Source organism: Fibrobacter sp. UWB3, from assembly GCF_002210405.1.
GTDB lineage: Bacteria > Fibrobacterota > Fibrobacteria > Fibrobacterales > Fibrobacteraceae > Fibrobacter.
Map to the genome: position 1 here is coordinate 49,400 of NZ_MWQJ01000014.1, position 12,513 is coordinate 61,912.

Genomic DNA, 12,513 nt, shown 5'->3' on the forward strand with positions numbered 1-12,513 from the left:
TTCATTCGCCTTGCTCTCGTTTCTTCGGGCTACGCCCTCAGAATGACGTCAAAACAGTGCGGAGGGAGGCGAGAGCATCGGAGATGCGCCAGGTGGATTTGTCACGAGTGGACGCAAAGTTACTGACACCACGGATTTCATAGCAGGGAATGCAAAAGGCATGGCAAATCGAGAAGCAGGCGGCCCCTTCCATCGATTCTACATCGACATTGAAGTTTTCGCTACGCTCTTTCGCCATGGAGGCGGTTCCCGTGCAGCAATTCACGCTGAGACCGGCAACAGGCTTCAAATTGGAAAGCCATGCAGGAGCGCCCTGTAACGGAGAAGATTCGTAGACTTGTGCGGACTCTGTAGACGAAGCGCCATTCGCAGAAGCAGCGCAAACCTTGTGCCACGTCGTAAACGAGCCATCGCATTCTACAACGCCCAAATCCCCAACAATTTCGGAATCGACGCGGACAACGTCACCTACGTTCAATCCGCGACCAGGATAGGCACCACAGATGCCCGCAAGCACTACATGCGAAAAAGGCCCCTCAGCGGCAAAACGAGAGAGTAAAACGGATAAATTTGTTGCAAATTCAAGCATTCCAACGCCAAGGACAACGGCAAAGCCGCGCCCTTCGGGCAACTCGACGATTTCGCCTAAACGAATATTACTTTGGACAAAGGACTTGCATTCTGGAAAGACGCCAAAGAATTCCAAGTTTGACGCAAAGGCAAACAAAGGAACAAAGTCGTTCTCCATAGCAAAATCCTTATTCGAGGCGTTCGACCTTTGTCGAGAGATCGCTTTCGAGCTCGGCAACGCGATCCAGGCTCAAGTTCCACGGGCGTTCGACTTCGCAACGGGCACTAGCCACTGCAGTCGCCTTCGCCAAGCAACTTTCAAAGCTAAGATTTTGTTCAAAAGCATAGAGCCAGCCCGCAAAGAACGAATCACCGGCGCCGATATCGTTTTTCACATTGATGGTCGGCGGTTGCAACTGGATGCCCTGGAACTTCTTTTCCATGAGACGGAAGGCACGCACTGGAGCATCTTCTTCGGTCACGATGAGATTCTTGATCGGGAGACGTTCAAGCACTGCTGTTGCCGTCATCTTCCAGAACTGCGGGCTAGACTTGACTTGCGGAATGCCCATGCGTTCCAAAAGCTTGCAGTATTCCAGCATGTTGATTTTCAGAAGGTCCACGCCTTTTGCAAGGAGTTCATCAATACCGTCAATAGCATCGACAAAGATGTGCTTGTCGCTAAAGTCCAGCTCATTGAACATCTTCGCGTTAAAGCCTTGCGGGAACGTTCCGCACAAAGCGATGTACTGCGTTGAATCCCAGTAATCGTTGAGCGTTTGTGCAAAATCTTCGTTTTCGGAATCCGCAAGCATCGGAGACGGCTCCACAAGTTCAGTCGTGTCGCCGTTACAAGCAATCGTCGTGCAGATGCGCGTATTTTCGCGAATCCAGATAGGCACCTGCTGGATGCCGCAAGCAGAGAGTTCGTCAAAGATTTTTTCTCCGTTCCCGGCACCGAGGAAATGCATCAAGCGAGGTGTACCGCCCAAGAGCTGCAACACACGGCAGCAGTTGATACCCTTGCCCGACGCGTATTCCTTGACCTTGGAGATGCGGTGGACTTCACCTGGAGTAAACTTGTCCAGAAAGAACACCCTCTGCCAAGCAGGATTCAAACCGAGAACTAAGATTTCCCTTGACATCGCTTACCTTAGAAGTTCACCTTGTAGAACTTGCGCTTGCCCACCTGGACAACGAGCTGGTCGCCGCCCTTGATTTCGATTTGGGCCTGCGGATCAGCGAGCTTTTCGCCGCCAATCTTCACACCGCCGTTCTGCACCATACGGCGAGCTTCACCCTTGGAAGCAAAAGCCTTGATGTTCACAAGGAGATCGAGGGCGCCATACGTGCCAGCATCAACAGAGCATTCGGCAGCATCACTCGGGATAGCGTTACCACTGTGGATTTCGCGTTCCTTGGCGGCAGCGGCTTCGGCAGCTTCGGCACCGTAGTACTGCGTCACGATGTCGATGGCGAGGCGGTGCTTTGCATCGTTCGGATTCATCTTGCCTGCAGCGATGTCTGCCATCATCTGCTTGACTTCGTCGAGCGGAATGTTGGTCAAAAGTTCGTACCAGTTTTCGACAATGTTGTCGGAGAGGCTGTAAATCTTGTGGTACATCACATCAGCCGGTTCGTTAAGGCCAACGTAGTTGCCGATGGACTTGGACATCTTGACCTTGCCGTCAGTACCGAGCAAAATCGGCATAAAGAGACCGATCTGCGGTTCCATGCCTTCAAAAATCTGGAGGTCGCGACCACGAAGCACGTTGAACTTCTGGTCGGTGCCGCCGAGTTCCACGTCACTCTGGATAGCGACAGAATCGTAACCCTGCATCATCGGGTACATGAATTCGTGGAGGCTGATCGGCGTGTTTGCCGTATAGCGGTTGTGGAAGTCTTCGCGTTCGAGCATCTGGGCGACAGTGAACTGGCCCATGAGTTCTGTGACCTTGCTGAACGGGAGCTTGGAGAACCATTCTCCGTTGTAGTGGATTTCGACCTGATCGCGGCGGACAACCTTGAAGAACTGTTCCTGGTATTCCTTCGCGTTTTCGAGCACCTGTTCGTGCGTAAGGCGCGGACGAGCCTTGTTGCGGCCGCTCGGGTCACCAATCTGAGCCGTGTAGTCACCCACAATGAGCACAACAGTATGACCGAGGTCCTGGAACTGGCGGAGCTTGCGCATCACGACCGTATGACCGAAGTGAACGTCCGGAGCCGTCGGATCCACACCCATCTTGATACGGAGGGGCTTGCCCGTTTCGTAGGACTTCTGGAGTTTCTTTTCGAGTTCGTCTTGCGGCACAATGTCGGTAACGCCGCGCATCAAAATTTCAAGCTGTTCTTTTACAGGACGGAATTGCATAATAATCTCAATGGTTGATTTTTTAATTTCGCGACAAAGATAGTAATTAGTTGTTGACCATTAGTCCATTGCCATTAAACGAGTTATGCATTACGATGGTAAAAAATCAAAAGGACATTTGCGGAATATGAAAGAATTTGAACCCTTTTGTATCATCAAAATACACGTAAATATATATTTACAAATATAAACTTTGAATTGATTTTTTATTTATTACTTTTTGCGCAAAATTTTAAACTTATCAGGAAAACATTATATGAAAAAAAATTCTTTTGTCCATTGCACTTGCCGCCATCTGCGCATTTGCAGCTTCTGCTCCGAAAACCCATGATGGTTTCTTCTTGAACGCCACGATGGGTGCCGGCTATTCCAGCTTTGAAGACAAGATTGAAGGCGGTCTCGGCAAGATAACTTGCGACGGCGGCGCCTTTGAAGCATCCTTTAAACTCGGCGGTACTATATACCCCAACTTAATCCTTCATTTTACCTTCATTGGCAACGCCATTTACTCAGACCTCGAATTCAAAGCCGGGCGCGACGAAGAGTCTCTTGAACACGACGGTTTCAACATGCTTATGCTCGGCGGCGGTTTAACTTATTACGTCGTCCCCGAACAAAACATTTATGCCAGCGCTTCTTTCGGCGTGACTGACATAAGCATTTCTCTAAACAGCAACTCCTACAACTTCGACAATCTTGATGCCGGCTTCGGCTTCAACATCACCGTCGGCAAAGAATGGTGGCTGAACGATGAAAACGCTCTCGGCGTGGCATTCTCGTTCTCCCATCACTCCGCTGACGGTAACTATCGTGGTGAAAAGAACGAAGCCTCCTCCAATTCGTTCTCCATCGTGGCATCCTACACGTTCAACTAATTGTTGATTTAAACCATTGAAAAGCCTCCATGTCTAACATGGAGGCTTTTCTTTTTTACAGTCCTGTCACGCAAGCGTGATTATTTCCGTTTGTTCTGTTGACGGCGAAGGATATACTTGGTCAAGAAGTTGTAGAATTCTTCTGTCTTGGAATTATCCTGTTTATTGCGACGCAGCGATACCACGATATCGCGCTTAAAATCCGTATCGGTGATTTCAAGGAGCCGAACGCGCTTGTGGTCCATTTTGCCCCACGAGAGTTCCGGCCAGAAACCCACGCCAATGCCCGCAGCAACAGCTTCCTTGACAACAGCGGCGTTATCACTTTCGAACGTCACATTTGTATGGAATCCGATACTATCGCAGAGTTCATTACAAATCTGGCGATACTGTTTGGAACCGTAAAGACGGATAAATTTTTCGTCTTTCAAATCAAAGAGCGATATAGAATTGAGCTTTTTGTACTGCGCCGTATTCGGGACTGCGAGATAAATCTTTTCGGAATGGACAAACGTTTCGTCACTTTCGGTATTGTCGAGTTCCGGTCTGTAATTCGCGTAAGTGCGAACGCAGATATCGAAAACGCTCGTTTCTTCATTCTGCACAATGTCCACGTCGATATCTGAATTACTTCGTCTGTACTCAATCACTGCACTCGTGATAAGCGTGGATGCGGCAAGGACGTTCAGCTTGACATTGTTGTTCTGCTTGTTCGCCGTCTCCTTGAGAAGAGCCGGAAGCGCCATCATATTCTCGTAAAGCGGCTGGAGCTTTTCGTAAAAGAACTTTCCGCTATCAGTGAGCTTGATGTTTCGACCAGAGTTTTTGAACAGCAAAACGCCTAGTTCATCTTCGAGCTTGTGGATAGCTTGCGTAAGCGCCGGCTGAACGATGCAGAGGTTCTTTGCACTTTGCGTGACATGCTCCGTGCGCGCCACCTCCAAGAAGTATTTAAGCTGAGTCAATTCCATGGGGTGAAATATAGGTTTTTAGACGAGAGGGAGGTGCCCGATCAAGTCGGGCATGACATTCAGGCGGGCATGACAACATAACTGCTACTTACTAAAAGCAGTGAGGTCGATGCCGAGCTGTTTGATTTTGTAAGTCAGGATGCGCGGAGTGGTCGAGAGGCTGCGGGCGGCAGCGGCCATCTTGCCTTTGCTACTCTTGAGCGCATCGCAAATGATATCGCGTTCGTACGCCTCGACCATGAGCTTGAGGTTGCCACTTACAGGCGTTCCGCTCGTTTCGTCCGTCTGGATCGTCGGCGGGAAGTGATGCGGATAGATGACGTCTTCTTCGGTCAAGAGCACCGCACGTTCAATCGCGTTTTCAAGTTCGCGCACATTGCCCGGCCACGGGTAGCTCATGAGCATTTCAATCGTACCGCGAGCAAGGCGACGCACATTCTTACCCACCAAGCGGCAGTAATGATCCACAAAGTAATCCGCCAAAAGCACAATGTCGGTGCGGCGCTTGCGAAGAGGCGGTACGTAAATCGGAACGATGTGAAGCTGGTAGTACAAGTCTTCGCGGAAAGTCCCATCCGAGACCATCTGCTGCAAATTCTTAGTGGTCGCGCAAATCACGCGCACGTTCACCTTTTTCGGGAATCGAGCACCAACACGTTCCATTTCGCCCTGTTGCAAAAGGCGAAGCAATTTTATCTGCAAATTCGGCGTGAGTTCAGCAACTTCATCGAGGAATAGCGTGCCGCCTTCGGCCTGCTCGACGCGGCCCGGCGCCTCGTTAACGACGCCAACCAAGGCGCCCTTTTCGCTACCGAAAAGTTCCCGGTCCAAAACGGACTCCGGGAGGGCCGCGCAATGCACTCGCACAAACGGTCCTAAATTGCGGTCTGAACGGAAATGAATGGCTTCTGCAACAAGACCTTTACCAGTCCCCACCTCCCCCACGATGAGCGCTGGGAGCGGGCTTTTGGCAACCTGGTCGATTTGCGTATAGACCTGCTGCATCTCGGGCGTTTTGCCGATGATGTTATCCGGTTGGAACCTAGCCTTAAGCTCCATCGCCATACGTTCGTTTTCGGCCTTGAGGATTTCGTTTTCTTCTCGGGCCTGACGGCGGAGTTTCACAGCAGTCGCAAGCATCTGCGCGATAATTTCGAGCAAATGAATCTGGTCGTTGAGGTTTGCCTCGTCGGGATTGTGTTCGTCAGCACTCAAGGCGCCAACGACTTCCTGTTCCATGATAATCGGGACGCAAAGGAACGCCTTGTCTTCAGTCTTGCCGCGGCCCGTACGGTCCAAGAAGTCCGGGTCCTTTGCGACAGACGGGATGATGATTGGCTTACCCGTTTCAACAACGCGACCGGTAATGCCTTCGCCCACCTTATAGCGGCCCTTGCTCGCCTGGCGGCTGCTCAAACCTTCTGCAATTTCAATGGAAATTTCGCCGGTATGGCGGTTGTACAACGTAAGCGTTGCATGCTCAACGCCCATCACCGATTCAACGGTCTGCAAAACCGGATGCGCCACGGTTTCGAAATCAAGACTCTGGTTCAAGATGGAGCTGATCTTGTAGAGCAACTCCAATTCTTGGATTCTACGTTCTTCACCAGAAGTCATGAATCACCTAAAATACGCGGAAAACAGCATTCAACGAGAACGTCATGCGCGAATCTCCGCCTCTTACAATAGCAAAATCCAATGGATAAAATTCCAATCCAAAGAATTCACTCTTTGTACGCCAAGAAACGCCTAAGTTCGAACGGAACATGAACGACTCAAAGTAATAGTCTTCAGACGTTTTGGAAACATAGCCCCCGTTATCCCTATCCCGCGCATATTCATAAGCTTCTATGCGATTTCCATCTGCATCGTAAGCTTCAATTGGCGTGGGGTCGTTAAAACGGATTTCATCAGCAGTTCCGTCCTGAAAATTCACAAGGAACATGAAATTAGCAATCAAGCTAACACCGCGCCCAATGGGAGCATTCAAATTGACCACGAGGCCTTCAGAAAGTTCGTTGAAATCATAATTGAGACAATCATCACACCCAGAAACATCGGTAGCGACTTCCAACATGACGCCAACTCCAACGTAGGGGTTCAACGGCTTTACAAGAGAAAGCGAGCCTCCAAACATTGAAGTCGACTCGTCATTCCAGCTTCCAAATGAAGGGCCAAACTTGACATCAAATGTTTTCCAGGAAATGTCGGAAGCCGCAGCAAACGACACAAGAAATAAAGCGATGACAGAGCTAATTTTTATCATACAAACAATATAATTTTTTTTACCGCAAAAAAAGAGATGCCCGCTCGGTGGCGGGCATGACAAAGCGTGGCTGGAAGCGTAGCGTTACTTCAACGCTTCTTGAACGAGGGCGGAAGCGCGCTTGGAATCAAAGCGGCCCTTGACCTTCGGGGAAAGTTCCTTCATGATCTTTCCCATGTCCTTCGGAGAAGAGGCGCCCGTTGCGGCCTTGATTTCGGCAATGAGGGCCTTGACTTCGTCTTCGGTCATCTCGGCCGGCATGTACTTGCGGTAAATGGCAATGACAGCTTCTTCGGCCGGGATCTTGTCCAGGAATCCGCCCTTCTTGAGGATTTCGATGGATTCCTGCTTCTGCTTCACGCTCTTGGCGAGAACGTCGATGCACATGGCATCGGTAATGCTTTCGGTAATCTGTGCCGGAGTGGCACCAGACTTCATAGCTTCGTTCTTGATGTCAGAATGGAGCGTACGAAGAGTTCCGAGAGTTTCGGCATCGTGAGCCTTCATGGCAGTCTTGATGTCGTCGAGAATCTGGGTAAGCAAAGCACAACTCATATTGACCTCGAGCGATTATAACGCTTCGCTCCAAGCGATGAAGATTTGTTATAAAACACCTAATGAGTCATCAGCGCAAGCTGATAACTCATTAAAGCTTAACAAAGTCCGATTAAGGAATCGAATTAGTAGAGACGCTTGCGGTTCTGGTCAGCAATCTCTTTGAGACGCTTGCGACGAGCAGCCGTTTCAATACGCTTCTTTTCTTCGGAGGGCTTTTCGAAACGCTGACGCTTCTTGACGTCGGAAATGATACCATTCTTTTCGCAAGACTTGGTGAAACGCTTGAGTGCGCGTTCGAAAGGTTCGTTGGACTTAACAATAACGCCGATCACGATAATCCTTTGGTTAAAAATTCAGTTTTTGGATAGCCAAATATACCTAAATATTCTAAATCCGTCAAGGGTAACATTTTGTAAGCATCTTAAGCTTACCGGTCATTACCCCCTTTATATTCCATTGCAAGCATGGTAATGTCGTCAAACTGCGACGCTTTCCTTGTAAACGCATCAATTTGGCGTTTGACAAAGCGGCACATTTCCTTGGTGCCTTTTCCACCGCCATGCGTAAGTGCATCGAGCAACCTATCGTTGCCGAACAGCTCATTATGCTCATTGGTCGCTTCCGTCACGCCATCCGTGTAGAGGAACAACGTATCGCCCGGAGCTAGCTCGAGCGTCTGCATCTTGTAGTGCGAGTTCTCCATTGCCGCCATCACAACACCGGCCTTGCTCTTCGCAAATTCAGCAGAGCCATCCTTGTGGCGGATGACCGGCGGGTTATGCCCAGCCGAAGCAAACTCCACACGCCCGGTTTTCAAATCGACAATGCCCATCCACACCGTCACGAACATGTTCGCGCGATTGCGCTTGGCAAGCTCATAGTTCGCCCTTTCAAAGGTCTCAACAACAGACTTCAAGTTCTGTGCCATCGTTCGCAACACAATTCGAGAAACCATCATGAACAGTGCGGCAGGCACGCCCTTGCCCGAAACATCACCTACGACCACGCACAGACGTCCGTCGTCCAGCTTGAAGAAATCGTAAAAATCACCGCCAACTTCCTTCGCCGGCAAGAGGAATGGAGTCAGCTCGTGGTACGGATCTTCGGAACCTTCTTCTTTCTCGTCCATCGACAGGAACCCGATCTGGATATCCTTCGCAAAATCAAGTTCGCTTTCGATGCGGTCCAGATCCTTCTGCTTTTCCATGTGCTCCTTGAGCGAGGTGCGCATATTCAGGAACGCCCATGCAAACTGCGCAATCTCGTCGCGGCCAGAGAGGTGCGGAATCTCCACATCGAAGTCGCCCTGCCCCATTTTGTTCGCCGCCACAGCAAGTTCCTTGAGCGGACGGGACACCCTGGTCGAAATCACAAATATCAAAAGCAGCATCACGACATAGCCGGCAAAGCACATCCACGCAAACATTTTTTCTAGGGAGCGCTGGCTTTCCATGAATTCACTCGCGGGCCACACAATCATAAACGTCCAGCCGTTCGATTCCATCGCCTTGAAGTAAATGACCGCATCCTTGCCATCAGCAGTAGTCCCCATAAAGAGGCCCTTCCTCATGCTCTGCACGGTCTTTTCGAATTCCGTAACCGTCTGTGCGCCCATTCCACCGGAAAGGTCAGACAAGCTTTCCTTGAAAACAATCTCGTTCTTGGGGTGTGCGATAATGGTATTGTTCGCGGACAGCACGACAACATAGCCCGAGTTCGACACAGGAATCGACGCCACGGTTTCCTTGAGGAACGCAATCGACATATCGACGCAAAGAACGCCAGCAAAAACAGTATTCCCATAGGCATCCTTTTGGTAAATAGGGGCGGTGTAAATCGCAATCGGTTCCTTGATAAAGTCTCCAACGAACGGTTCCTGCCAAAGGCCCTTCTGCAAGTTTTTGGTGCTCTTGTACCAGGTTTTTTCGAAGTAGTCCTTGCCCTTCATGAGCTTGATTTCGTTACCCGAATACTGGGCAAGGCGCATGACTTCCTGATGCCATTTAGCCTTGGGAGCCATCCCCGGCTCGTAAGCGACAACCACGGCAAGCACTTGCGGAAGCGTCTGGCGGGCATCAAAGACAGCCTGAGTCAAGAAGTCATCGAGATCCTTCCCCGAAAGCATCTCCTTACCGAGCACTTCGGCATATTCATCGCCGAGCTTTTTGCCTTTTTCGAAAAGCTTTTCAATTATGGCGACATTTGCAAGACTGATTTCTTCGCCTTTTTCCGTGAGCACCGTCGAAAGCTCGCTTTGCACTTTAAAACTGAGAACCCCAAACAGCGTCGCAAACACGATGCTGAAACCGACCAGGGTCATCATGGACTGTTTAAACGCCAGCCCGTGCATATTGAAGCCCATAAGGAAAACCTTTTCTTTTTGTTACGACAAAAATCGTTTTTTATTACATGCGAAAATATATGTAACTTAATCGACCTTGTGTAGGAACTCTAAAAAAAATTTTGTCGAATAAAGACACCTTTGAAGCAAGCGGAATCGCCAAGCTCAAAACCAATAAACATTTGAGCACCAAATATAGGTAAAAACCCGCTTTTTTCGCGTAATTTTTTGTAAAATTTCAAAAATATTCGCAAAAATAAACCTTCGTAACTTGCGAAGTATCAACGACTTATGTATATTTTTTGTAAGAATATTCCAAACAGCCTTAGCCATTATTTTTTATAACGCGGAGTACACCAAATGAAGCTGCAATCGGTATCGTTAATCGGGGCAATAACCCTCTCGTGCGCCTTACTTTCCGCCTGCGGTAGCAAGGAAGAACAACCGGCTCCTCAAGCCGAAGTAAAGCCAACCGTCGAAGAAGCAGCTCCTGTACAAGAAGCCGCACCGGAACCAGCCCAGGAAGAACCGGCCCTCGTTCCGATCCAATCTCTTAGTGAAGAAAAGCCCGCTCCTGCAGAACCTGCTGCACCGGTTTCTAGCGTCGAACAGGAATCCTCCGGCCCGTTCGTCATCCAGGTGAGCATCCAGGCCTCCAAGAAAGCCGCCAACAATGTCGTAAGCAAGCTCTCCGACCAGGGCATCAAGGCATACGTCGCCGAAGTTGAAAATCCGGGTGAACTCGAAGGCACGTTCTACCGCGTACGTGTCGGATACTTCTCCACGATTGCAAACGCTCAGCAGTTTGGCAAGGAAGTTCTCGCTCCGCAGGGTTACGCTGGTTGGGTGGATAACCGCAAAAACGACCGCATTGGCCAACCGGGCGCAAGCGAAGACATGTAATTTTTACAAAAGCAACGAACTGTTAAGGCCCCGCACTTTGCGGAGCCTTTTTTCGTTCAGTCTTTTCCTTTACAACCGATAGCCGTAAAATCTATATTTGTGCCATGCCTACAAAAAAGCCCAAAGTATTTGTCGTGCATCTCGGATGCGCAAAAAACCAGGTCGATGCCGAAAACCTCGTCGGTGAAATGCTCCATGCAGGTTTTGCTACCTGCGATACCGCCGGAAAGGCGGACTACATCCTCGTGAACACATGCGGTTTTATCGAAGCCGCTAAGGAAGAATCCATCAACGCGATTCTTGCCCAGGCCAAAGCCAAGAAGGCCAAGCAGAAACTGATTGTTTCGGGCTGCCTCAGCGGCCGCTATGGCGAAGAGCTGATGAAGGAACTGCCCGAAGTGGACTACTGGGTCGGCACGTACAAGCCGGGCGAACTTTTGAAGAAGATGGGCATTGTCGCTCCGCAGAGCTGTGACGCCGAAAACCTCCCCCGCATGAACTTGGGAGGATTTAGCCACCACGCTTATCTGAAAATTGCGGAAGGTTGCAACCGCCGTTGCGCCTACTGCGCCATTCCGCTGATTCGCGGCAAGCAGGATTCCCGTTCCATTGAAGACATCGTAGCAGAGGCCAAAGACCTCGAAGCGCAGGGCGTCAAGGAAATTACTTTGATTGCGCAGGACACGACTTACTTTGGACGTGAGAAGGGCAAAAAAGGTGGCACGCTTGTCGAACTTTTGCGCGCACTCTTGGACAACACGAGCATCCCGTGGATCCGTATGCTCTATTGGTACCCGATGTTCGTGGACGATGAACTTCTGGACTTGATGGCAAACGAACCACGCCTTGTGAAGTACGTGGATATGCCTATCCAGCATGCAAGCGACAAGATGCTCAAGAACATGAAGCGCAACTACCGCAAAAAAGAACTTGTCGACCTGTTGCACAAGATTCGCGAACGCATCCCGGGCGTGACGCTCCGCAGCACGGTGCTCGTCGGTTTCCCCGGTGAAACGCACGAAGATTTTGAAGAGCTGATGGAGTTGTTGCAGGACGTGCAATTCGACCACCTGGGCGGCTTTGTGTTCAGCCCCGAAGAAGGCACTCCGGTGATGGAAATGGACCTCCCTGCCGTGGATGAAAGCGACGCCCGAGCAAGGCTCGAAGCAGTCACGGACTATCAGGAAGAACTCGCCGCTGAATACGCCGAGAACATGATCGGAAAGACCGTCAAGATTATCATCGACCAGGTCGCCGAAGAAAGCGAATACCACTTCTACGGCCGCACAGAAGGCAACTCGATGGAAAACGACGATATCGTGAAGGTCATCGAAGGCGATGGCGACGTTGGTGAATTCCACAACGCACTCGTCGTTGACGCCGAACCGCACGAACTTGTGGTCAAATTGATAGACTAGGAAAAGGCGACCCCGGCACCCCGGAACCAGTCCGGGGCAGGCTCCAGCCGGGGTGACAAACGCTTTTTTACTATATTATACCCGCCTTAAAGGCTTAGGCCCGTGTATCACAATGGATAGTGTCCTTCCCTCCGAAGGAAGGTATTCCGGTTCGATTCCGGACATGGGTATTAAAAGCAAACAAAAAGCCCGCCGTTCCTTTGAACTGGCGGGCTTTTTAGCACTTAAGCTAGGCTAGGC

12 protein-coding genes and 1 tRNA gene are annotated in these 12,513 nt (G+C 50.2%); 4 read left to right on the plus strand and 9 right to left on the minus strand.

Annotated features, from left to right (window positions below; genetic code table 11):
- Nucleotides 1-37 precede the first annotated feature (37 nt).
- Genes mqnB through tyrS form a run of 3 tightly spaced genes read right to left on the minus strand, consistent with a single transcriptional unit; the run spans nt 38 to nt 2,941 of the window.
- A complete protein-coding gene (mqnB, locus tag B7991_RS13680; protein ID WP_088631325.1) occupies nt 38-748 on the minus strand; it encodes a futalosine hydrolase in 711 nt (236 codons plus the stop codon).
- A gap of 10 nt (nt 749-758) precedes the next feature.
- Entirely contained in the window at nt 759-1,715 is a 957-nt protein-coding gene (locus B7991_RS13685) for a 1-phosphofructokinase family hexose kinase (protein ID WP_088631326.1), read from the minus strand.
- A gap of 8 nt (nt 1,716-1,723) precedes the next feature.
- Complete coding sequence (gene tyrS / locus B7991_RS13690; protein WP_088631327.1) at nt 1,724-2,941, minus strand: tyrosine--tRNA ligase; 1,218 nt, start codon at nt 2,939-2,941, stop codon at nt 1,724-1,726.
- Between the two features lie 272 nt (nt 2,942-3,213).
- Between tyrS and B7991_RS13695 the strand changes: the two genes are divergently transcribed.
- Complete coding sequence (locus B7991_RS13695) at nt 3,214-3,816, plus strand: hypothetical protein (RefSeq protein WP_254917984.1); 603 nt, start codon at nt 3,214-3,216, stop codon at nt 3,814-3,816.
- Between the two features lie 80 nt (nt 3,817-3,896).
- Here the strand turns inward: B7991_RS13695 and B7991_RS13700 are convergent, their stop codons facing one another.
- The 6 genes from B7991_RS13700 to B7991_RS13725 all read right to left on the minus strand — a co-directional run bounded on the left by B7991_RS13700 (nt 3,897) and on the right by B7991_RS13725 (nt 9,973).
- Entirely contained in the window at nt 3,897-4,787 is an 891-nt protein-coding gene (locus B7991_RS13700) for a LysR family transcriptional regulator (protein ID WP_088631329.1), read from the minus strand.
- 84 nt (nt 4,788-4,871) lie between these two features.
- The gene (locus B7991_RS13705) at nt 4,872-6,404 is read right to left on the minus strand and encodes a sigma 54-interacting transcriptional regulator (RefSeq protein WP_088631330.1); all 1,533 of its coding nucleotides are present in this window, start codon (nt 6,402-6,404) and stop codon (nt 4,872-4,874) included.
- Nucleotides 6,405-6,411: 7 nt separating this feature from the next.
- On the minus strand, nt 6,412-7,053 hold the full coding sequence (locus B7991_RS13710; RefSeq protein ID WP_088631331.1) for a hypothetical protein: 642 nt from the start codon (nt 7,051-7,053) through the stop codon (nt 6,412-6,414).
- Between the two features lie 84 nt (nt 7,054-7,137).
- Nucleotides 7,138-7,608 carry a GatB/YqeY domain-containing protein gene (locus B7991_RS13715; protein ID WP_014546542.1) on the minus strand — a complete coding sequence of 157 codons (471 nt, stop codon included), beginning with the start codon at nt 7,606-7,608 and terminating at the stop codon, nt 7,138-7,140.
- 125 nt (nt 7,609-7,733) lie between these two features.
- The gene (gene rpsU / locus B7991_RS13720; protein ID WP_014546541.1) at nt 7,734-7,943 is read right to left on the minus strand and encodes a 30S ribosomal protein S21; all 210 of its coding nucleotides are present in this window, start codon (nt 7,941-7,943) and stop codon (nt 7,734-7,736) included.
- 95 nt (nt 7,944-8,038) lie between these two features.
- Nucleotides 8,039-9,973 (minus strand): SpoIIE family protein phosphatase, encoded by a 1,935-nt coding sequence (locus B7991_RS13725; protein ID WP_088631332.1) that lies wholly within the window; start codon nt 9,971-9,973, stop codon nt 8,039-8,041.
- A gap of 339 nt (nt 9,974-10,312) precedes the next feature.
- Here B7991_RS13725 and B7991_RS13730 point away from each other — a divergent pair, with 339 nt between their 5' ends.
- The 3 genes from B7991_RS13730 to B7991_RS13740 all read left to right on the plus strand — a co-directional run bounded on the left by B7991_RS13730 (nt 10,313) and on the right by B7991_RS13740 (nt 12,443).
- Nucleotides 10,313-10,855, plus strand: coding sequence for an SPOR domain-containing protein (locus B7991_RS13730; RefSeq protein ID WP_088631333.1), 543 nt, complete (start codon nt 10,313-10,315; stop codon nt 10,853-10,855).
- A gap of 104 nt (nt 10,856-10,959) precedes the next feature.
- On the plus strand, nt 10,960-12,273 hold the full coding sequence (gene rimO / locus B7991_RS13735) for a 30S ribosomal protein S12 methylthiotransferase RimO (protein WP_088631334.1): 1,314 nt from the start codon (nt 10,960-10,962) through the stop codon (nt 12,271-12,273).
- A 98-nt stretch (nt 12,274-12,371) separates the two neighbouring features.
- Nucleotides 12,372-12,443, plus strand: a tRNA-Arg gene (locus tag B7991_RS13740).
- The last annotated feature ends 70 nt before the right edge of the window (nt 12,444-12,513 follow it).